16 protein-coding genes are annotated in these 20,114 nt (G+C 61.6%); 5 read left to right on the top strand and 11 right to left on the bottom strand.

All coding sequences use genetic code 11. The features are described from left to right. Positions 1–49 precede the first annotated feature (49 nt). Genes ACYQ1P_RS14190 through ACYQ1P_RS14180 form a run of 3 tightly spaced genes read right to left on the bottom strand, consistent with a single transcriptional unit; the run spans position 50 to position 2,998 of the window. A complete protein-coding gene (locus ACYQ1P_RS14190) occupies positions 50–1,408 on the bottom strand; it encodes a TRAP transporter large permease (RefSeq protein WP_460020992.1) in 1,359 nt (452 codons plus the stop codon). Continuing rightward, positions 1,405–1,953, bottom strand: a complete 549-nt coding sequence (locus ACYQ1P_RS14185; protein WP_460020991.1) for a TRAP transporter small permease — start codon at positions 1,951–1,953, stop codon at positions 1,405–1,407. The genes ACYQ1P_RS14190 and ACYQ1P_RS14185 overlap by 4 nt, the downstream gene beginning before the upstream one ends. Before the next feature lie 49 nt (positions 1,954–2,002). Further along, entirely contained in the window at positions 2,003–2,998 is a 996-nt protein-coding gene (locus tag ACYQ1P_RS14180) for a DctP family TRAP transporter solute-binding subunit (protein WP_460020990.1), read from the bottom strand. 452 nt (positions 2,999–3,450) lie between these two features. Here ACYQ1P_RS14180 and ACYQ1P_RS14175 point away from each other — a divergent pair, with 452 nt between their 5' ends. Next, positions 3,451–4,968 (top strand): SulP family inorganic anion transporter, encoded by a 1,518-nt coding sequence (locus ACYQ1P_RS14175; RefSeq protein ID WP_460020989.1) that lies wholly within the window; start codon positions 3,451–3,453, stop codon positions 4,966–4,968. A gap of 56 nt (positions 4,969–5,024) precedes the next feature. Here the strand turns inward: ACYQ1P_RS14175 and ACYQ1P_RS14170 are convergent, their stop codons facing one another. Together ACYQ1P_RS14170 and gltX are read right to left on the bottom strand one after the other, a co-directional pair. Beyond that, positions 5,025–6,359: a citrate synthase gene (locus ACYQ1P_RS14170; protein WP_460020988.1), complete on the bottom strand. Its 1,335-nt coding sequence runs from the start codon at positions 6,357–6,359 to the stop codon at positions 5,025–5,027. Positions 6,360–6,443: 84 nt separating this feature from the next. After that, the gene (gene gltX, locus ACYQ1P_RS14165; RefSeq protein WP_460020987.1) at positions 6,444–7,847 is read right to left on the bottom strand and encodes a glutamate--tRNA ligase; all 1,404 of its coding nucleotides are present in this window, start codon (positions 7,845–7,847) and stop codon (positions 6,444–6,446) included. Between the two features lie 118 nt (positions 7,848–7,965). On the opposite strand from gltX, the gene ACYQ1P_RS14160 reads away from it, so the two are divergent. Next, entirely contained in the window at positions 7,966–10,107 is a 2,142-nt protein-coding gene (locus ACYQ1P_RS14160) for a ComEC/Rec2 family competence protein (RefSeq protein ID WP_460020986.1), read from the top strand. 277 nt (positions 10,108–10,384) lie between these two features. On the opposite strand, the gene lexA is transcribed toward ACYQ1P_RS14160, so the two are convergent. Next, on the bottom strand, positions 10,385–11,101 hold the full coding sequence (gene lexA, locus ACYQ1P_RS14155; RefSeq protein ID WP_460020985.1) for a transcriptional repressor LexA: 717 nt from the start codon (positions 11,099–11,101) through the stop codon (positions 10,385–10,387). 159 nt (positions 11,102–11,260) lie between these two features. Here lexA and ACYQ1P_RS14150 point away from each other — a divergent pair, with 159 nt between their 5' ends. Next, positions 11,261–11,662 carry a hypothetical protein gene (locus tag ACYQ1P_RS14150; RefSeq protein ID WP_460020984.1) on the top strand — a complete coding sequence of 134 codons (402 nt, stop codon included), beginning with the start codon at positions 11,261–11,263 and terminating at the stop codon, positions 11,660–11,662. Here ACYQ1P_RS14150 and ACYQ1P_RS14145 read toward each other — a convergent pair. From ACYQ1P_RS14145 to ACYQ1P_RS14125, 5 genes are read right to left on the bottom strand one after another with little or no spacing between them, the layout of a single operon-like run. Next, a complete protein-coding gene (locus tag ACYQ1P_RS14145; protein WP_460020983.1) occupies positions 11,659–12,861 on the bottom strand; it encodes a molybdopterin molybdotransferase MoeA in 1,203 nt (400 codons plus the stop codon). The two genes, ACYQ1P_RS14150 and ACYQ1P_RS14145, sit on opposite strands and share 4 nt — an antisense overlap. A 1-nt stretch (position 12,862) precedes the next feature. Next, positions 12,863–13,339, bottom strand: coding sequence for a cyclic pyranopterin monophosphate synthase MoaC (gene moaC, locus ACYQ1P_RS14140; protein WP_460020982.1), 477 nt, complete (start codon positions 13,337–13,339; stop codon positions 12,863–12,865). Continuing rightward, entirely contained in the window at positions 13,340–14,143 is an 804-nt protein-coding gene (gene trpC / locus ACYQ1P_RS14135; RefSeq protein WP_460020981.1) for an indole-3-glycerol phosphate synthase TrpC, read from the bottom strand. Continuing rightward, entirely contained in the window at positions 14,136–15,161 is a 1,026-nt protein-coding gene (gene trpD, locus ACYQ1P_RS14130) for an anthranilate phosphoribosyltransferase (RefSeq protein WP_460020980.1), read from the bottom strand. Before trpD ends, trpC begins: the two co-directional genes overlap by 8 nt. Then, the gene (locus ACYQ1P_RS14125) at positions 15,158–15,745 is read right to left on the bottom strand and encodes an anthranilate synthase component II (protein WP_460020979.1); all 588 of its coding nucleotides are present in this window, start codon (positions 15,743–15,745) and stop codon (positions 15,158–15,160) included. Before ACYQ1P_RS14125 ends, trpD begins: the two co-directional genes overlap by 4 nt. A 128-nt stretch (positions 15,746–15,873) precedes the next feature. Between ACYQ1P_RS14125 and ACYQ1P_RS14120 the strand changes: the two genes are divergently transcribed. Together ACYQ1P_RS14120 and ACYQ1P_RS14115 are read left to right on the top strand one after the other, a co-directional pair. Further along, the gene (locus tag ACYQ1P_RS14120; protein WP_460020978.1) at positions 15,874–17,853 is read left to right on the top strand and encodes a tetratricopeptide repeat-containing sulfotransferase family protein; all 1,980 of its coding nucleotides are present in this window, start codon (positions 15,874–15,876) and stop codon (positions 17,851–17,853) included. A gap of 45 nt (positions 17,854–17,898) precedes the next feature. Then, positions 17,899–20,076 (top strand): heavy metal translocating P-type ATPase, encoded by a 2,178-nt coding sequence (locus tag ACYQ1P_RS14115; protein WP_460020977.1) that lies wholly within the window; start codon positions 17,899–17,901, stop codon positions 20,074–20,076. Positions 20,077–20,114: the final 38 nt, after the last annotated feature.

Raw genomic sequence — 20,114 nt, 5'->3', positions numbered from 1 at the left:
CTGACGGAGTGTAATCCGTCAGGCCTCATATTGCCATCATGCAGAAGCGCTACATGACGATCCGCTCCGGCCCCATCAACAGGGTCGGCAACCAGGTGGAGATCGCCGGTATGTAGGTGACCATCACCAGGAACACCAACAGGATCATCAGCCAGGGCAGGGCGGCTCGGACCACCCATAGGATGGACTGATTGGTGATCCCCGCAGTGACAAACAGGTTGAGGCCCACCGGTGGGGTGATCATGCCAATTTCCATGTTCACCACCATGATGATGCCCAGATGGATCGGATCAATGCCCAGCTTCATGGCGATGGGGAACAGGATCGGCGCCATGATCAGCAGAATGGCCGAGGGCTCCATGAAGTTACCCGCCATCAGCAGCAGCAGGTTGACCACGATGAGGAACGACCACCATTCGAAACCGGCCGAGATGATCATCGCGGTGATTTCATGGGGAATGCGTTCGGTGGTCAGCACAAAGGCGAACAGCATGGCGTTGGAGATGATGAACAACAGCATGATGGAGACCTTGGCGGCGTCCAAAATCGTATGCACCACATCCTTGTGGGTGAATATTTCAAGGGCCAAATGCAACGGATTGCGGCGCGGCTCACCCTTTTTCAGCGGGCCGATGTCGCGATAGACAAAGACGGCAATGATATAGGCATAGACCGCCGCTACCGCCGCCGCTTCGGTCGGTGTGAACACGCCACCGTAGATCCCCCCCAGAATAATGACGATCAACATCAGGCCCCAAACCGCATCCATGAAGGAGGCAACAAATTCCTTGAGCGTCGGCATGGGTTGCTTGGGCAGATTCTTGAGTCTGGCCCGGATGTAAATGGCGATCATCAGCATGATTCCGGCCAAAAGCCCGGGGATCACGCCAGCCAGGAACATGCGCCCGACCGACACATCGGTGGCGGCCGAATAAACGACCATGACGATGGACGGCGGAATGAGAATGCCCAAGGTCCCGGCGTTGGAAATCACGCCAGCGGCAAAGGATTTCGGATAGCCCGACTGCACCATACCGCCAATGACAATGGAGCCGATGGCGGCCACGGTGGCGGGCGAGGAGCCGGACACGGCGGCGAACAACATGCAGGCCATCACCGAGGCCATGGCCAGACCGCCGCGCATATGGCCAACCGAGTTGATGGCGAAGCGGATCAGGCGCCGGGCCACGCCGCCGGTCGATAGGAATGCCGACGACAGGACAAAGAACGGAATGGCCAGCAGGGTGTAATGGTGCATGGTGTCGAAGATGCGGGCGGCCAGGGTACCCAGATCATCCTGACCAAAGAACATGATGGTCAAGATTGAGGACAAGCCGAGGGCGACGGCGATCGGAGCCCCGATGAGAATCAGCACAAACAGGGCGACGAAGAGGAAGGTAATGGTCATTGCCCGTTCTCCTCTCCGGCTTTTTTGGCGAACTGTTTGAGTGCTTCTTCGCTCTCGTTGCCGAGCAGGGTGGTGTCCTGGTAGGTCAGGATGCGCCAACCGGCGACCAGAAACCGCCAAAAGGCCAACCCGAAGCCGAAGAGCAGCACGGAATAAGGCACCTCCAAGGGCAGCTTGAGATCTTCGGATTCCATCTCGACCATGTTGTAGAGTTCGAGTTGGGTCCAACCGCCATAGGCCAGCATGCCGCAATAGGCGAGACCGGCGACAATGGCGATGAGTGCCATGATCCGTTGTCCGGTGGCGGGGAACAGGCGAATGAAGGCATCCACACCGATATGGCTGTGCACCCGGATGCCGTAACCGATTCCCATGATCACCAGCCAGGCGAACAGGAAGGTCACCAATTCCAAGGCCCAAATGAAGCCCGATGAGAACACGTAGCGGAGCACGACCTGGATGAACGTGACCAGAGTCATGGCGGCCAGCAGAAGAGCCAGAAAGCCCTCCTCGACCTGATGCAGGACGTCGATGACCTTTTTCATGGCGATAAAGAAACGGCCCGCTCTTTCGAACGGGCCGCATCCCTCTGTTTTACATGTTGGAAGCGTCGGCGGCGGCGAGGAGGTCACGGCCGATTTCGTCGGCGAACTTATCCCAGACCGGCTTCATGGCCGCTTTCCAGGCTGCCCGTTGTTCGGGCGTCAGTTCCCGGACCACGGTCCCGGCGTCGATGATCTTCTGCTTGTTGGCCAACTCCAGGGCGTTGGTGCTGGCGTTCTGCTCGGCGGTGACTTCCGCCATGATCTTTTCCAACTGCGTCCGGATGTCTTCCGGCAGACCCATCCAGAAACGCTTGGACACGATCACCGCGTAATCGAGCACGCCGTGGTCAGTGGCGGTAATGCCATCCTGCACTTCGTAGAACTTCTTGGTGTAGATGTTTGACCAAGTGTTTTCCTGACCGTCCACGACGCCGGTTTGCAGGCCGCCGTACACTTCGGCGAAGGCCATCTTCTGCGGCACCGCGTTCAGTTGTTCAAACTGGGCGACCAGCACGTCGGACTGTTGCACGCGGAATTTCAGACCCTTGGCATCTTCCGGCAGCAGCAACGGCTTCTTGGCCGACATCTGCTTCATCCCGGAATGCCAGTAGGCGAGGCCCAGAATACCCTTGTTTTCCATGGAGTTGAGGATATCCTGGCCGGCCGGGGAAGCTTGGAACTTATCCACCGCAGCCAGATTGTCGAACAGGAACGGCAGATCGTAAATACGGAACTTCTTGGTGATGCTCTCGAATTTGGACAGGGACGGGGCACCCATCTGTACCGAGCTGCCCTTGATCAATTCGATCATCAGCTTGTCATCGTCAAACAACTGCGATCCGGGGAAGAGTTCGACCTTGACCTTGCCTTTCATTTCTTCGTTCACCCGATCGGTGAAGGCTACAGCGGCCAGATTCTTCGGATGCTGTCCCGAGGTGACAATGGAAAACTTGATGACGATTTCTTCAGCGCTGACCGGCGCAGGGGCGCTCAGCATGAAGGTGGCGGCCGCCAGGGCGGCAATTCCGGTGGTAAAAAGACGCATCATTAAACTCCCTATCATTTTCATTATCCCAATACGGTTGATCCGTCAGGGCGCCGAATTGTTCTTCTTTTTCCTCGGCGCGATCCGGCGGGGTCTCGCGTCGACGGTGGCTTCGCAAAGGCGGTGCCAGTTCAATTGGTCAATAGATTAGCAGGCAATTGACAAAAAATCTTCATATTTCCCCAGTCGATTAGACTGAAAAACAGAATGATTGTGGAGAATTGCAGTGGAAGCCGATGGGTGGGTTTCCGCCTGTTTTGGGCGCTCAATGGATGAAAATCCGCCCATTCGTGTCAGGTGCTGCGTTTCGCATGTGTCTTATGCAGGGGCGTCATGCGTGAAGGGACATGGACCGATCAGATATCTTTCTGTATATATCAGAAAAGTCTTATATGCGAATATTCATACCGGCTGTTGGGTCGCACCGCAGCCGATTTTTTTTGGCGGGGTTTATGTTCGAGTTTCATATACGCAAGGCGGTTTCCCTAAAAGCAGATCTCCTATCCGGATTGACTGTGGCGCTGGCACTGGTGCCCGAGGCGGTGGCTTTTGCTTTCGTGGCGGGAGTCAATCCACTGACCGGTCTCTATGCGGCATTCATGGTGGGGCTGATCACCGCCGTCTTGGGGGGGCGGCCGGGGATGATCTCCGGGGCCACTGGGGCCCTGGCGGTGGTTATGGTGAGCCTAGTGGCAGATCACGGGGTGGAATATTTATTCGCCACCGTGGTGCTGATGGGCATTTTGCAGACCTTGGCCGGAATGCTGCGATTGGGAAAATATATCCGCATGGTGCCGCATCAAGTGATGTTGGGATTCGTCAACGGCCTGGCTATTGTGATTTTTCTCGCGCAACTCAAGCAATTTCAGATTGTCCTGCCGGACGGTGGCATGGCCTGGATGTCCGGCGAGGCGCTTTACGTGATGCTGGGGTTAGTTGCCCTGGCCATGGGGATTATTCATTTTCTGCCGCGTCTGACTGGAGCCATTCCGGCTCCTTTGGTGGCTATCCTGGCGGTGACCGGCGTGGTGGTTCTGCTCGGATTGGAAACACGCACGGTCGGTGACATGGCCTCTATTGCCGGTGGTTTGCCGACATTTCATTTGCCTCTGGTGCCCTGGACCTGGGACACCCTGACCATCATTTTCCCCTATGCGGCGATCCTGGCCGCCATCGGGTTGATCGAGAGCCTGTTGACTCTGACGGTGATTGACGAAATCACCGATACCCGGGGCCAGGGAAACCGGGAATGTATCGGCCAGGGCACCGCCAATGTGGTGACCGGCCTGTTCGGCGGCATGGGCGGATGCGCCATGATCGGGCAAAGCATGATCAACGTGAATTCGGGCGGTCGGGGCCGCGCCTCGGGCATTTCCGCCGCGATTTTTTTGCTCGGCTTCATCCTGTTCGCCTCCGAGATGATCGAGATGATCCCACTGGCGGCCCTGGTCGGGGTGATGATGATGGTCGTCCTGGGGACCTTCGAGTGGTCCAGCTTCCGCATTCTGCACAAAATTCCGCGTGCCGACGCCTTTGTGCTGATCTTGGTGTCCGGGGTGACGGTATTCACGGATTTGGCCGTAGCGGTGGTGGTCGGGGTGATTGTCTCGGCGCTGGTCTATGCCTGGGGCAATGCAACACGGATTCAGGCGAAATGTGCCCGGGATGGTCTGGGTAACAAGGTCTATTCCATTGAGGGGCCGTTGTTTTTCGGCTCGGTGACGGCTTTTCGGGATCTGTTCGATCCAGAGAATGATACCGATGACGTGGTGGTGGATTTCCGGCTGTCGCGGGTGGTTGATCATTCCGGCCTGGAAGCCATCGACACCCTGGCCGAACGCTATACCCGGCGCGGCAAGCGCCTGCATATCAAGCATCTCAGCCCTGAATGCCGCGATCTTCTTCGCCGGGCGAAGGATCTGGTGGAGGTCAATGTGATTGAAGACCCTGTATATCGGGTTGCGGCATAAAAAATAAAAAAGGGAGCGCCGGGCTCCCTTTTTCAATGGACGTGTAGTGATAGGAGCTATTCCGGCGGCAGCTCCCGGTTCATGCTGACCCGCTTGTGCAACGGGATAAACTCGCGCTGGACCTCGCCGATATAGAGCTGACGGGGGCGCCCGATTTTCTGCGTCGGGTCCTCGATCATCTCGTTCCACTGGGCCACCCAGCCGACGGTACGGGCGAGGGCGAACAGCACCGTATACATGGAAACCGGGATGTTCATCGCCTTGAAGATGATACCCGAATAGAAGTCCACGTTGGGGAACAGCTTCTTGTCGACGAAATACTCGTCCTCCAGGGCAATGCGCTCCAGTTCCATGGCCAGATCGAGCAGCGGCTCGTTGGCGATGCCCAATTCGTCGAGCACCTCGTGACAGGTCTTTTGCATGACCGTCGCCCGCGGATCGTAGTTCTTGTAGACCCGGTGTCCGAAGCCCATGAGCCGGAACGGGTCGTCCTTGTCCTTGGCCCGTTTAATGTATTCCGGGATGTTATCCTTGTGACCGATTTCGTTGAGCATTTTCAACACGGCCTCGTTGGCACCGCCGTGCGCCGGACCCCACAGGGAGGCGATGCCCGCCGCGATACAGGCGAACGGATTGGCCCCCGAGGAACCGGCCAGACGGACGGTGGAGGTGGAGGCGTTCTGTTCGTGATCGGCATGCAGGATCAGGATGCGGTCCATGGCCCGGGCCAGCACCGGATTGACCATGTATTCCTCGCAGGGCACCGCATACATCATCTGTAGGAAGTTTTCCGCATAGGACAGGTTGTTCTTCGGATAGATGAACGGTTGTCCAATGGAATACTTGTAGGCCCAGGCGGCAATGGTCGGCACCTTGGCGATCATCCGATAGGAAGCGATCAGGCGATGCCGGGGATCGGTGATGTCGGTGCTGTCGTGATAGAACGAGGATAAGGCTCCCATGATGCCGACCATGACGGCCATGGGATGGCTGTCACGCCGGAAGCCGCTATAAAACTTGTGCAGCTGTTCGTGGATCATCGAATGGTGGGTGATGTCCGACTCGAACTTGGCCTTCTGCGGCGGGTTGGGCAGGTCGCCATAGAGCAGCAGGTAAGCCACTTCCATGAAATCCGAATGCTCGGCCAGATCGGCGATGTCATAGCCCCGGTGGCGCAGAATGCCCGCTTCACCGTCGATGTAGGTGATGCTGGATTCGCAGCTGCCGGTGGAGGTGAAGCCCGGATCGTAGGTGAACATGCCGGTTTCAGCGTACAGGCGGCGCAGGTCGATCACATCCGGTCCGGTCGTGCCTGAAATAACGGGAAATTCCCAGACTTTGCCGGTGCGATTGTCCGTCATCGTGACGGTCTTTTTGTTTTTCTCACTCATAAACACTTCTCCTCAAGCAGTCGGCCGCGACCTTGTGGACGGTCTGTGCGCGGCTGTCGATGGGTGGGGATCGACCCCATAATCTCATGTGGCGCCTCTGGCATCTTCCAGACGCGCCAGGACTTCTTCCCTGCCTAAAATTTCCATGACCTCGAAAATCGGTGGCGAGACATTGGTGCCAGTCAAGGCGGCACGCAAAGGCTGTGCCGCCTTACCCAATTTGAGGTCGTTTTTTTCTGCAAACTGCCGGGCCTCGGCTTCCAGGTCATCCCGGGTCCAGGGGCAGTCGGCCAGTGATTCACTCAAGTGCTTCAACACATTCAATCCCGCCGCATCGAGGATTTTGGTTGCCTTGTCGGTCATCATCAAGGGCCGTGGTTGGACATAGAATAGCGCGCTTTCTGCCAGTTCGACCAGCGTTTTGGCGCGCTCCTTGAGTGAGGGCATGCCCCGCAGCAGCCGGGCGCGGGCCGTGTCATCCAAGGGGCCGCCGATTTGTGCCGCCAGCCGGGGGGCCAGCAGGTCGACCAACCTGTGATCCTCCGTGTGGCGGATGTAATGGCCGTTGAGAACGGTCAGCTTTTCCATGTCGAAGCGGGCGGCGGCACGACCGACGTTCTCCAGGTTGAACCATTCGATGGCCTGTTCGGTGCTGAAAATTTCGTCATCCCCGTGACTCCAGCCCAGGCGCAGCAGGTAATTGCGCATGGCTTCGGGCAGGAATCCCATATCCCGATAAACTTCGGCGCCCACGGCCCCGTGGCGCTTCGACATTTTCTTGCCGTCCGGACCATGGATCAGCGACTGATGGGCGAAGGCGGGCGGCGTCCAGTCCAGGGCCTGATAGAGTTGCAACTGGCGGAAGGTATTGGTCAGGTGGTCGTCGCCGCGAATGACATGGGTGACCCCCATGTCGTGGTCGTCCACCACCACCGCCAGCATGTAGGTCGGCGTACCGTCGGCGCGCAGCAGGACCATGTCGTCCATTTGCGCATTGGCGGTGCGGACTTCGCCCTGAATCAGGTCCTGGACCACAGTCTCGCCGTCGCGCGGGGACTTCAGGCGAATCACCGGCGGCACGTCCTGGGGCACGGTCGCCGGGTCCGCGTCACGCCATTTGGGATCGAAATAGCCGGACCGGCCTTCGGCACGGGCGGCCTCGCGCATGGCGGTCAGTTCCTCGGGCGTCCAATAGCAGTAATAGGCCTTGCCCGCAGCCAGCAGTTGCCGGGCCACTTCCGCATGACGATCGGCCCGGCTGAACTGGAACAGGACCTCGCCGTCCCAGTCCAGACCGAGCCAGCGCAGCCCGTCGAAAATGGCTTCCACCGCTTCCGGTTTGGAGCGTTCGCGGTCGGTATCCTCAATGCGCAATTGAAAGCGTCCGCCGTGATGGCGGGCGAACAGCCAGTTGAATAGAGCCGTGCGCGCTCCCCCGATGTGCAGGAAGCCGGTGGGCGAGGGGGCAAAACGGGTAACGACCTGCATGGGCAATTCTGCTAGATTCCGTTGTCTGAGACAGCTATGTAGCACATTCTTCGCATGCGCAGCAAAGATTTACGGATGTTGATGCGTCACCTTTGAGCGACAAAGTGAGATTCTGGGGATGTTTCGGCCCGGCGGCAGTCTGGAAGGGTTCTTCGAGGAGCGGGAACGCTGGCCATTGTGGCTGCCGGTGCTGCTGGGGGTCGGGATTGCCGTTTATTTTTCCCTGCGCCACGAGCCCCCGTGGTGGCTGGGGCTGGCGCTGCTCCTGCCGTTGATCCTGGTCACCCGGCTGCTCTGGGAGCGGCAGGGCGGGCGGATCGCCGGTCTGATTCTGCTTACTCTGGCGTTGGGTTTCGCGGTGGCCCAGGCGCGGACCTCCTTGGTCGCCGCCACCGTTCTCGAACAGCGTCACGGCCCGGCCACGGTGGCCGGTCGGGTGCTTCAGGTGGAGGCCCTGCCCAAGGAAGTGCGGGTGACCTTGGAACGGTTGCGGATCAATCGGTTGAGCGCCGACCGGACGCCGGAAAAAGTCCGCATCCGCCTGCGCGGGACGCAGCCCGACCTGGCTCCCGGAGACTGGATTCAGGTTCCGGCCATGCTGTTGCCGCCCCCCCCGCCGACCCTGCCGGGTGGCTTTGATTTTCAACGCAAAGCCTATTTCGAGGGTTTGGGAGCGGTTGGATATGGACTGGGAACGGCGGAAATCACCGCCCATGACCCGGCGACCGGATTAGCCGCCTATGGCACGGCCCTGTCCTCCCTGCGCTATCACCTGGGCGCGCGCATTCGGGCGGCGTTGCCGGATTCCACCATCGGCGGCGTGGCGGCGGCGCTGATGACCGGTGACCGGGCGGCGATTCCCGACTCCGCCATGCAGGCCATGCGCGATGCCGGTTTGGCCCATTTGTTGGCCATTTCGGGGTTGCATGTGGGGTTGGTGGCGGGGTTGGTGTTTTTCGCCTTGCGCGCTGTCCTGGCCTTGCTGCCGGTGGTGGCGCTGCGGTTTCCGGTCAAAAAATGGGCCGCCGTGGCGGCGATTCTGGTGGCCTTCGGCTACGCCCAGATGACCGGCGCGACGGTGCCCACCCAGCGCGCCTTCTTGATGGTCGGGCTGGTTCTGTTGGGGGTGCTGGTGGATCGACAGGGGCTCTCCATGCGCGGGTTGGCCTGGGCGGCGTCGGTGGTGTTGCTGGTGCAGCCGGAATCCCTGCTCGGGCCGAGTTTTCAGATGTCCTTTGCCGCCGTCCTGGCGCTGGTGGCGGTCTATGAACAAGCCGGGCGAAGGCTCGCGGCGGCGCGCCGGAATTTCGGCGGTTTGTGGTCGGGGCCGCTGCTCTATCTGGCCGCCGTGTCGCTGACCACTCTGGTTGCCGGGCTGGCGACGGCACCCTTCGCCATCCATCATTTTCACCGCATGGCCAGCTTCGGTCTGCTGGCCAATCTGGCGGCGGTGCCGATGACGGCCCTGTGGATCATGCCTTGGGCGTTGCTGGCCTACCTCCTGGCTCCCCTGGGCGGTGAGAGTCTGGCCCTTGTACCCATGGGCTGGGGCATTGAGGGGGTGGTGCGCGTGGCCCAGACGGTGGCGGGCATGGAGGGCGCGGTGATGCTGTTTCCCGGGCTGCCCGGCTGGGGGGTGGCCGCCGTCTCCCTGGGTGGCATCTGGCTTTGTCTGTGGCGGCGGCGCTGGCGCTATCTGGGGATCATCGGGTTGCTCATCGGCGGCGTCGCCCTGTCCCACATGCCGCCGCCGGACATTCTGGTCGATGGCGACGGGAAACTGATGGCGGCCCGCCTGCCCGACGGGCGGTTGGCCTTTTCCAGTCTGCGCGGCGGCAGTTTTCAGCGTGAGAACTGGATGAATCGGGAAGCGGTGGCAACGGCGGTGTCCTGGCGCGGGTTCACCCCGGACCCGCAGGCGGCCCTGTCCTGTGATCCCCTGGGCTGCATTCTGCACCGGCAGGGTCTGGTGGTGGCCCTGGTTCGCGAGACCGATGCCCTGGAGGATGATTGCCGGGCGGCGGATCTGGTGGTCAGCAGCCAGCCGGTGCGCGGGCGCTGCCCGTCGGCGCGATTGGTGATCGACCGTTTCGATCTGTGGCGCGGCGGCAGTCATGCCCTATGGCTGCATCCCGACGGCACCATCCGGGTGGAAAGCGTCAACGGACAGCGGGGCGACCGACCCTGGGTTCTGCGACCCGATAAAATCAAGAAACCGACCACGGCCGCCACCGGTTCAACGGAAGGTCAAGGATTCTAGAGCCTCGTGAGTCAAATATGACGCACGATGCTCTAACAGTTTGCTGAAAAAGCCGTTTTTCAGTGTCCCGCCTCGCCCTTCGACAGGCTCAGGGTGAGACTAACGCATTGAAATATTGAATGTCCTCATGCTGAGCTTGTGAAGCATGAGCTTGTCGAAGCATGTGTCGCCCCATCCGCCAAATCTGACTTTTTCAGCAAGCTGTTCCAAAGAATTTTGATTGCCCTCGCCGGGCGCCGCCTCCGGCGGCTTGGCTGCTCGCTCAATGCGCGCCGCTCTAGTACTGGCGCAGCAGACCCACCAGCTTGCCCTGAATCTGCACCTGATCGGGGCCGTAGATCCGCGTTTCGTAGCGCGCGTTGGCCGGTTCCAGGGCGATGGAGTGGCCTTTCTTGCGCAGCCGCTTGAGCGTCACTTCCTGATTGTCCACCAGGGCGACCACGATGTCTCCGGTTTCGGCGGCATTGCATTGCTGAATGATCACCGTATCGCCATCCAGAATACCCGCCTCGACCATGGAATCTCCATCCACTTCCAGGGTGTAATGGTCGCCGCGCCCCTGGGCCAGCAGTCCAGCCGGCACATCGACCGCGCTGCTGGGGTCGCGCAGGGCCTCAATGGGGGTTCCGGCGGCGATCCGTCCGTACAGGGGCAGACGCACGATGTCGTCGGACGGGCGGGCCGGCTCGGAACCGAGAATGCGGAAGTCGGCCTGGATGACTTTGGGGGCAAAGGCATCGCGGGTCTTGGCGGGTGCCGGGGGCAGGGCGTCGTCCATGTTTTCCGGCAGCTTGACGACCTCCAGGGCCCGCGCCCGATGGGGCAGGCGGCGGATGAATCCACGCTCCTCCAGGCCGGTGATCAGGCGGTGAATGCCGGACTTCGAGGCCAAATTCAGGGCATCCTTCATTTCGTCATAGGACGGTGAAACGCCGCTTTCGCGCAGGCGGGAATCGATGAAGGTGAGAAGTTCGTACTGTTTCTTGGTCAACATTCTCGCGGGTTCCTGTTAAGCGGGGCCACAAAATGGGAACAAAGGCCAAATCCTGCTGTTGTTCTACTTTGGTTCCCGCCTTGAGTCAAGGCTTCTCTGTTCCCGCTCCGCCGAAAGAGGTACCCTGGAAATGGGATACGCCGCAGAGGATGAAATCACATGCAATGGATACCACGGCTTCTCGTTCTGGGCACGCTGTTGGCGGGGGTCTGGGGGCTGGCGGCCTGTGCCGAGGACCCGGCCCCCGGGGTCCTGGAATCCCGTCATTGCATGGCCGTGTTGAACTTCCTCAATCGCGATCTGGGCGAGACCACAGCGGAACAGCCAAAAATCTGGGAGGGCGACGGCACGCGCAATATCTCCATCCCTTACAAGGTCGCGGTGGTCAACGAACGGGCTCTGAGTCCGACCGTGCAACGGGATGTGATTCTGTGCCGATATGCCCTGGAGCCGCGCAACAAATCTCTGGTGGTGGAGCTGGTGGCGATCCGTCAACGGGGGGTGGATTTGAGCGCCGAACAAATGCGGGTGGTCAACATCGCCATGCGGGTTTTCCGCTAACCGTTGTTCAACAAGATGATCTCGACCCGGTCTCCGGCCTTGGCCGGTTGGGCGAAGGGCGGGCGCACCACCAGACAATCGGCGCGGGCGAACAGGGCCAGCATGGCGCTGTCCTGCTTGTCGAAGGGATTGACGATCGGCGTGCCGTCCCGTTCCCGATACAGGTCGGCTCGTAGATAGTCCTGCCGCCGGTCGTTCTCCGGCAGGTCGCAACCCAGGACGGCGGTTTCCCGGGGCGTCGTGCCAGGGGGCAGGCCCTGCATCTTTTCCAGCGCCGGTTTGAGAAACAGCACCGAGGTGACGCCGGCGGACACCGGATTGCCGGGCAACCCCAGAACCGCCGTGTTGCCCACATGACCGAAAATCAACGGCTTGCCCGGGCGCATGGCGACCTTGTGAAAACCGAGATTGAAGCCGCGTTCGGTCAGTCCCTTGACCACCAGATCGTGATCGCCCACCGAGGCCCCGCCGAGGGTGACCAGCAGGTCCGCCCGCTCGGCTCCGGCCAGCAGGGAATCCAGGGCCTCCAGGCTGTCGCGGGCGATCCCCAGGTCCAGCGGGTCGCCGCCCAGTTCGCGCACGAAGGCGGCCAGGGCGAGACTGTTGGAGCTGATAATCTGACTCGGCCCCAGGGGGTCGCCGGGCATCACCAGTTCATCACCGGTGGCCAGGATGGCGACTCGGGGGCGCCGGACCACCCGCAGCCAGGGCAGATTCATGGCCGCGCACAGGCCGATGTCGCGAGAACTCAGCCGATGACCGGACCGCAGCAACACCTTGCCCGCCGTGAAATCCAGCCCGGCCGGACGGACGAATTTGCCCGGGGCGTAGGGCTCTTTGATTAAAACCCGGTCGCCTTCGCGGGCGGTGTCTTCTTGCATAACCACCGCGTCGGCACCAGCAGGGATTGGCGCGCCGGTGAAAATACGCACGCATTCACCCTCGGTGACGGCGGCTTCAAAGGTGCCCCCTGCTGGCGCGGCGCCAATGCAGTTCAGAACCGCAGGTATGGTACGCAAATCGCAGGCCCGCACGGCATATCCGTCCATGGCCGAGACGGCCAGCGGCGGCTGCGTCAGGCGGGCCGACACATCCTCGGCCAGGATGCGCCCGACCGCATCGGCCACGGAGACGGTCTCCGACGAGAGTGTTTCGATTCCGCAAAGAATTTTATCCAGTGCTTCCGCTACCGAAATCATTTCATGCAGCCTCATAGGTGCCGGACTTGCCCCCGGCCTTGTGGGTCAGACGGATATCGGTAATCCGCATGCCTTTGTCCACCGCCTTGCACATGTCGTATACGGTGAGGGCGGCGACGGACACGGCGGTCAGGGCTTCCATCTCGACACCGGTCTTGCCGGTCAGTTTGCAGGTGGCGCGGATGACCACGGCGTTGTCGGCCAGGTCGCAACTCAGGTCCACTTTCACCGAGGTCAGGGCCAGCGGGTGGCACAACGGGATCAACTCCGGGGTCCGTTTGGCCCCCATGATGCCAGCCAATTGGGCGACGCCGAGCACGTCACCTTTTTTGAACCCTTCGCCCTGAATCAGATCCATGGTCTGTTGGGAGACCAGGACACGTCCTTCGGCGGTCGCCGTCCGTTCGCTGTCCATTTTTTTGGACACATCGACCATCAGCGCATTGCCGTGGGCGTCAAAATGGGTGAAATCCGCCATTTATGGAGCTTTCATGGGAGAGAGAAGGGCGCGGGTCGCGGCTGCCACATCCGGTTGACGCATCAGGGATTCGCCAATCAAAAAACGTCGAGCGCCCACTTTGGACATGCGATTCAGGTCGGCGGCCGAGAACAATCCGCTCTCGCAGACCAGTTGGCGGTCGGCGGGCATTCGGGGGGCCAGCGCCTCGGTGGTGGTCAGGCTGACTTCGAGAGTCTTGAGGTTTCGATTGTTGATGCCGATCAACGGCGAGCGCAATTTGAGCGCCCGGTCCAGTTCATCACCGTCATGCACTTCAATCAATACGTCCAGACCCCACTGGAGGGCCGTAGCTTCCAATTCCGCCGCCAGGGTATCATCCAGGGAGGCCATGATTAGCAGGATGCAATCGGCCCCGAGGGCGCGGGCCTCGACGACCTGATAGGGGTCGATCATGAAATCCTTGCGCAGCACCGGCAGAGAGACGGCCGCACGGGCCGCTACCAGATAATCGTCGTGGCCCTGGAAGTAGGGCGCATCGGTCAGCACCGACAGGCACGACGCCCCCCCGGACTCGTAGGCCCGAGCCAGCATTGGCGGATCGAAATCCCCTCGAATCAGGCCTTTGGACGGGGAAGCCTTCTTGATTTCGGCAATCAGTCCACAGCCGCCTTGATCGACGGCATGGCTGAGAGCCTGGGCGAAACCGCGCGGGGGATCTGCGCGCCGGGCCGTATCCTCGATTTCGGACAACGGGCGTTGCGCCTTGCATTGTTCCACATGTCGGCGTTTGACATCATTGATCTCGTCGAGCACGTCAGCCATGGGTGAGGGCAACCAGCTTGTCCAGGGCGGCCAGGGCGCGACCGGAATCGATGCAGTCCGCCGCCAGGGTCACACCCTGTTTGAGGTCGGCGGCCCGGTCGGCCACCACCAGGGCGGCGGCGGCGTTATACAGCACCACGTCACGATAGGCCCCGGAGGTGCCGTTGAGCACAGCGCGCAGGGCCTGGGCATTGCTTTCCGGGTCGCTGCCCTTGAGATCCTCGGGCCGCGCCGTGGGCAGACCTGCATCGCCCGGAGAAACTTCGAATTCGGTGACCTGACCGTCTTGCAGTTGGGCCACATGGGACGGACCGGTGGTGGTCAGCTCGTCGAGCCCGTCGGAGCCATGCACCACCCAGGCCTTTGTGCAGCCCAAGCGGCCCAGCACCTCGGCCAGCGGGCGCACCCAATCGCGGGCGAAGACGCCGGTCATCTGGCGGGTCACCCCGGCCGGGTTGGAAAGCGGGCCGAGCAGGTTGAAAATGGTGCGGATGCCCAATTCGACCCGCGCCGGTCCGACGTACTTCATGGCGCTGTGATGGCGCGGGGCCATCAGAAAACCAATATGGGCCTCGGCGATGGCCTGTTCGACCAAAGCCATATCGGCGTCGATATTCACCCCGAGACTGGAGAGCACGTCGGCGGCCCCGGATTTGGAGGACAGGGCCTTATTGCCATGCTTGGCCACCGGGATTCCGCAACCGGCGACCACGAAGGCCGCCGCCGTGGAGATATTGTAGGTTCCCGAGGCGTCGCCCCCGGTGCCGACGATGTCCATTGCCCCCTCGGGCGCGGTGACCTTGAGCATCTTGGTCCGCATGGTGCGGACCGCGCCGGTGATTTCCTCCACCGTCTCGCCGCGCAGGCGCAGGGCCATCAGAAAGGCACCGATCTGGGCGGATGTGGCATGACCAGACATGATGATTTCAAAGGCCTGGGCCGCTTCGTCCTCGCTCAGGGGCAGGCCGTCGGCCACTTGGCTCAACAGGGGTTTGAGGTAATGGGCAGTATCACTCATGCCGCGACGGGCTCCTTGGAGGCGATGGTGAGGAAATTGCGCAACAGATCGTGCCCCAGTTCCGAGGCGATGCTTTCCGGATGAAATTGTACGCCATAAATGGGAAAGCGGCGATGTTGCAGGCCCATGATCAGGCCGTCGCCGATTTCCGCCGTGACCTGAAGATCCGCCGGCAGGCTGTGGCGCTCGACGATCAGGGAATGATAGCGGGTGGCGGTGAACGGACTGCGCAGCCCGGCAAAGAGGCCTTCGCCGCTGTGGGAGATGCGACTCAGCTTGCCATGCATGCAGACGGGGGCGCGCACCACCCGTCCGCCAAAGGCCTGACCGATGGATTGGTGTCCCAGGCAGACCCCCAAAATGGGCAGCCTGCCCGCCGCCTTGGCGATCAATTCAAGGCAGATCCCGGCCTGATCCGGGTCGCAGGGGCCGGGGGAGAGAATCAGCCCTTGCGGATTGAGGGCCAGGGCCTCGTCGGCGGTCAGCGCGTCGTTGCGCCGCACTTCGACGGTGGCCCCCAATTCACTCAGGTAGTGCCAGAGGTTATAGGTGAAGCTGTCGTAATTATCGATCAGCAGGAACATGTGCAAAACTCCCCAACTGACGGCCATCCTGCCCAGACGGGGCAGGGGCGTCAAGGGTCAGAGCGGGGTCGTGACTTTCGAGGGGCACGGCAATGGGGCTAAGATGACACCGAATCCGGGAGAGGGGCATGAACAGGACGGAACGACGGCGGCAGCAACGGGAGTCCAGGAAGGCGAACAGGTCAGGCCCGCCCGGAACCCAGGCGATGATCCAACAGGCCCTGGCGCTGCATCAGGCCGGCCGGATTGGCGAGGCGGAAGCCCTCTATCGGACGATCCTTTCCGAACAGCCCGGACAGACGGTCGCGCGTCAATATCTGGGCGTGGCGGCCTTTCAATCCGGCAGGCTCGACGAGGCCGAGGCGCTGATTGCCGAGGCGGTGCGACAAGCCCCCTCCAACGCCGAGGCCCATACCCATCTGGGGTTGGTTCTGGAAGCCCAGGGACGCTCTCGGGAGGCTGTGCACTGTTATGACCAGGCGTTGAAGCGGAACGCCGACAACGCGGAGACCCATTATAATCGCGGGGTATCCTTGCTGTCCCTGAAGGACGGAGAGGAAGCGGCAAAGGCTTTTCTCCAGGCCATCCGGATCAAGCCGGGATTCGGTTTGGCCCATTACAATCTGGGGATCGCCCTGGAGGGGCTGGGGCAGGTCAGCGAGTCCCGTGCCGCCTACGGTCAGGCCGTCAAGCTCCTGCCGGACCATGCGCTGGCCCATTTCAAGCTGGGGGCGGTTAGCCATCTCTTGGAGCAATCGCAAAAAGCGGTCATTCACTTCGAAAGGGCGCTGGCCCTTGATCCCGCCATGGATAAAGCCCATCACAATCTGGGGATCGCGTTGGGGGCGCTGGGGGAGGTGGATCGCGCCTTGGCCTGTTTCCGCCGTGCCTTGGATCTCGATCCGACCAACGCGGCTGCGCACGACGCTTTGATCGAAATGCTGGAACAGGCCAATCGGTCGGATGACCTGCCAAAGGCCGTGGCGGCGGTCGAGGCGGCCTGCCCGGAGCATCCCCGGTTGGCGCTCTGGCAGGCCATGCTCAAGAAGCGAAGCGGGGAATTCCGTGAGGTCCGAGACATTCTGGAAGCTCGGGGCGCGCTCCCGGCGGACTATCAATACAATGCCGCCCGGGCGCAATTACTGGGCGAGGCCTGCGATCATCTCGGCGATCCTGCTGCTGCATTCGCCTATTTCAGGCAAGCCAATGAGCAAGCCGCTCAGACACCGGAAGGGCGGAAAGTTGATCCCATGCGTTATCGGGAGTCCCTTGATCGTCTGGCGGAATGGTATGCGGCCCATGATCCCGTGCGTTGGCCCCAATCTCCGCCGCTGGATGATCGAACCGATCCGGTCTTTCTGGTCGGGTTTCCGCGTTCCGGGACAACACTTTTGGACAGCATTTTGCGCAGCCATCCTCAGGTCAGCGTGATCGAGGAACGTCCCATGCTGGAAGCGGTGCGCGGGCGCGTGGAGTCCCTGGCCGAAGGCTACCCCACCGCATTGCCCGGACTCACGGCAGAGGATATCCACGGGCTCAGGGATCTCTATTTCGAGCGAGTGGAACAGTTCCGCGAAGAGGCCGGAGTGGGACCGTTGATCGTCGACAAGATGCCGCTGAATCTGGTCGAGGCGGGATTGATCTGCCGCCTGTTTCCGCAAGCCCGGTTCATCCTGGCCCTGCGCCATCCCTGCGACTGTGTTCTGAGTTGTTTCATGCAGAATTTCAAGCAGAACGACGCCATGGCGAATTTTCGCCAGCTGGAAGACGCGGCGGTTCTCTACAACAAGGCGTTTGGTCTCTGGAGAACATACGAGTCGCTATTCCATCCCAATGTGTTCACCCTCCGCTATGAGGATCTGGTGGACGACTTCGAGGGGACGTTGCGCCCCCTTGCATCGTTTCTTGATCTCCCATGGACGGACGATTTCAAGAACTTTGCCGATACGGCACGCAAACGCAGCCGGGTGCGCACCCCGAGCTACGATCAGGTGACGCAGCCGATCTATCGCAGTGCATCGGGCCGCTGGACGCGCTATCGAAGCCAAATGGAACCGGTGTTGCCGCTGTTGTCCCCTTGGGCCGAGCATTTCGGTTATGAATGCTGAAATCGGGCAATTGCCAGTGTCCCGCGTTGGTCTTACATATCCTCCATGAACAAGATCGAAACCCAGAGCCTGGATTTGACCATATCCGGGATGACCTGCGCCGCCTGCTCCGGGCGATTGGAGCGGGTTCTCAACAAGCAGCCGGGCGTGATCTCGGCGACTGTCAATCTGGCCAATGAAAAAGCCACCATCGCTTTCACCGATGCGACCCTCGTCGCCGCCGACCTGATCAAGGCGGTGGAACAGGCCGGATTCGGGGCGACCCTTTCTGTCGATGAGGGGGTGGATGATCTGGAGGCGCGGCAGAACAAGCGCCTGCGCCGGGATCTCTGGGTGCTCGGCGTGGCGCTGGCTCTGACCCTGCCGTTCTGGGTGCAGATGGTGGCCCTATGGACCGGCGGCTGGTTTTCACTGGCACCGCTTCAGGAACTGATTCTGGCGACCTTTGTGCAATTTGGGGCCGGAGCGCGGTTTTATGTGGGGGCCAACAACGCGGTGCGGGCCAAATCCTCGAACATGGATCTGCTGGTGGTCTTGGGCACCACAGCGGCCTATGGTCTGAGCCTGTTTCTGATGCTCCGGGGCGGGTCTGACCATCTGTATTTTGAGGCTTCGGCCAGCGTGGTGACTCTGGTGCTGCTGGGCAAGGTGCTGGAAGGCCGCGCCAAATGGAGCGCCACCTCGGCCATTCGCGCCCTCGGTCATCTGCGTCCCGAGAGCGCCTGTGTGCTGCGCGAGGGCACGGAGATCATTTTGCCGGTGAAGGCGGTACGGGCCGGGGACGTGGTGGTGGTGCGTCCCGGCGAGCGTTTCCCGGTGGACGGCGAGGTCCTTGAAGGCGAGTCCCAGGCCGACGAATCCCTGCTGACCGGGGAGAGCCTCCCGGTGGTCAAGGGGCCCGGCGATCCGGTGACCGGCGGGGCGATGAACGGCGAGGGACTGTTGCGGGTCCGGGCGACCACCATCGGTGCCGAATCGACCCTCGGACGCATTGTTCGGCTGATCGAGAACGCTCAGGCCAGCAAGGCCCCGGTGCAGCGACTGGTGGACAGAGTGGCGGCCATCTTCGTGCCGGTGGTGACGGTCATCGCCTATGGCACCTTCGCCGGTCATCTGTTGAATGGCGCGACGGCCACGGAAGCCTTGATTCATGCGGTCTCGGTGCTGGTCATTGCTTGTCCCTGCGCCCTCGGACTGGCGACGCCGACGGCGATCATCGTCGGCACCGGCGCGGCGGCGCGGGCCGGAATTTTGATCCGCGACGCCGCCGCCCTGGAAGGGGCGCATCGGGCACGGACCGTGGTGTTCGACAAGACCGGCACCCTGACCGAGGGCAAGCCCTCCCTGGTGGTCGTCGAGTCCTTCGACAAACGGCGCAAGACTGATTCCCTGGTGACCATTGCCGCCGCCGCCCAGCAGGGCAGTGAACATCCCCTGGCGCGGGCCTTGCGGGCCGAGCGTGAAGGCATTTCTCTGCCGCCGGTGCAGCGCTTCACCGCCTTGCCGGGGCGCGGCCTGGAAGCGGAAGTGGACGGCAAGGTCGTGCTGATTGGCAACAGCCGCCTGATGGGCGAACGGGGCATTCCGGTCACCCCGCGCCCGGACCTGGAAGCCCAGGGGCAGACGGTGGTTTATGTGGTCCTGGACGGCAAGGCCGCCGGAATGCTGGCCTTTGGAGACGGGATCAAGTTCGAATCCCCACGCGCCATTCAACGATTGAAGGCCATGGGGCGGCAGACGGTGTTGCTCAGTGGCGACAATCGGGCCACCGTCGAAATGGTCGGGCAGGCGCTCGACCTGGATCGGGTGATTGCCGAAGTCCTGCCCGGCGACAAGGCCGATGTGGTGGTCGCCCTGCGCCAACAGGGCGGCGTGGCGATGGTCGGCGACGGCATTAACGATGCCCCGGCCTTGGCAGCGGCGGAAGTGGGCATCGCCATGGGAACCGGAACCGACGTGGCCATGGCGACGGCGGGCATCACGCTGATGCGCGGTCGCCCCGATTTGGTGGCCGATGCGCTGGATATTTCCCGCGCCACCTATCACAAGATCCGTCAGAATCTGTTTTGGGCCTTTGTCTACAATATCGTCGCCATTCCTTTGGCGGTGTCGGGCCAATTGAGTCCGATGGTGGCGGGGGCGGCGATGGCGATGTCCAGCGTCAGCGTGGTCAGCAATTCCCTGTTGTTGCGCCGCTGGAAGCCCATGACCGACGGCCATTGACGCCGCCCGGCGGTCGGGGTAGGGGTCGTTTGTCGTTT

The organism is Magnetospira thiophila, from assembly GCF_054657015.1.
Note: the sequence above shows the minus strand (reverse complement) of the source record. Positions and strands in the feature narration are given on the sequence as shown.

Bases quoted from the DNA above. Each gene is read 5' to 3' on its own strand.
- ACYQ1P_RS14190 (WP_460020992.1), bottom strand. From the start codon at position 1,408: ATGACCATTACCTTCCTCTTCGTCGCCCTGTTTGTGCTGATTCTCATC.
- ACYQ1P_RS14185 (WP_460020991.1), bottom strand. From the start codon at position 1,953: ATGAAAAAGGTCATCGACGTCCTGCATCAGGTCGAGGAGGGCTTTCTG.
- ACYQ1P_RS14180 (WP_460020990.1), bottom strand. From the start codon at position 2,998: ATGCGTCTTTTTACCACCGGAATTGCCGCCCTGGCGGCCGCCACCTTC.
- ACYQ1P_RS14175 (WP_460020989.1), top strand. From the start codon at position 3,451: ATGTTCGAGTTTCATATACGCAAGGCGGTTTCCCTAAAAGCAGATCTC.
- ACYQ1P_RS14170 (WP_460020988.1), bottom strand. From the start codon at position 6,359: ATGAGTGAGAAAAACAAAAAGACCGTCACGATGACGGACAATCGCACC.
- gltX (WP_460020987.1), bottom strand. From the start codon at position 7,847: ATGCAGGTCGTTACCCGTTTTGCCCCCTCGCCCACCGGCTTCCTGCAC.
- ACYQ1P_RS14160 (WP_460020986.1), top strand. From the start codon at position 7,966: ATGTTTCGGCCCGGCGGCAGTCTGGAAGGGTTCTTCGAGGAGCGGGAA.
- lexA (WP_460020985.1), bottom strand. From the start codon at position 11,101: ATGTTGACCAAGAAACAGTACGAACTTCTCACCTTCATCGATTCCCGC.
- ACYQ1P_RS14150 (WP_460020984.1), top strand. From the start codon at position 11,261: ATGCAATGGATACCACGGCTTCTCGTTCTGGGCACGCTGTTGGCGGGG.
- ACYQ1P_RS14145 (WP_460020983.1), bottom strand. From the start codon at position 12,861: ATGATTTCGGTAGCGGAAGCACTGGATAAAATTCTTTGCGGAATCGAA.
- moaC (WP_460020982.1), bottom strand. From the start codon at position 13,339: ATGGCGGATTTCACCCATTTTGACGCCCACGGCAATGCGCTGATGGTC.
- trpC (WP_460020981.1), bottom strand. From the start codon at position 14,143: ATGGCTGACGTGCTCGACGAGATCAATGATGTCAAACGCCGACATGTG.
- trpD (WP_460020980.1), bottom strand. From the start codon at position 15,161: ATGAGTGATACTGCCCATTACCTCAAACCCCTGTTGAGCCAAGTGGCC.
- ACYQ1P_RS14125 (WP_460020979.1), bottom strand. From the start codon at position 15,745: ATGTTCCTGCTGATCGATAATTACGACAGCTTCACCTATAACCTCTGG.
- ACYQ1P_RS14120 (WP_460020978.1), top strand. From the start codon at position 15,874: ATGAACAGGACGGAACGACGGCGGCAGCAACGGGAGTCCAGGAAGGCG.
- ACYQ1P_RS14115 (WP_460020977.1), top strand. From the start codon at position 17,899: ATGAACAAGATCGAAACCCAGAGCCTGGATTTGACCATATCCGGGATG.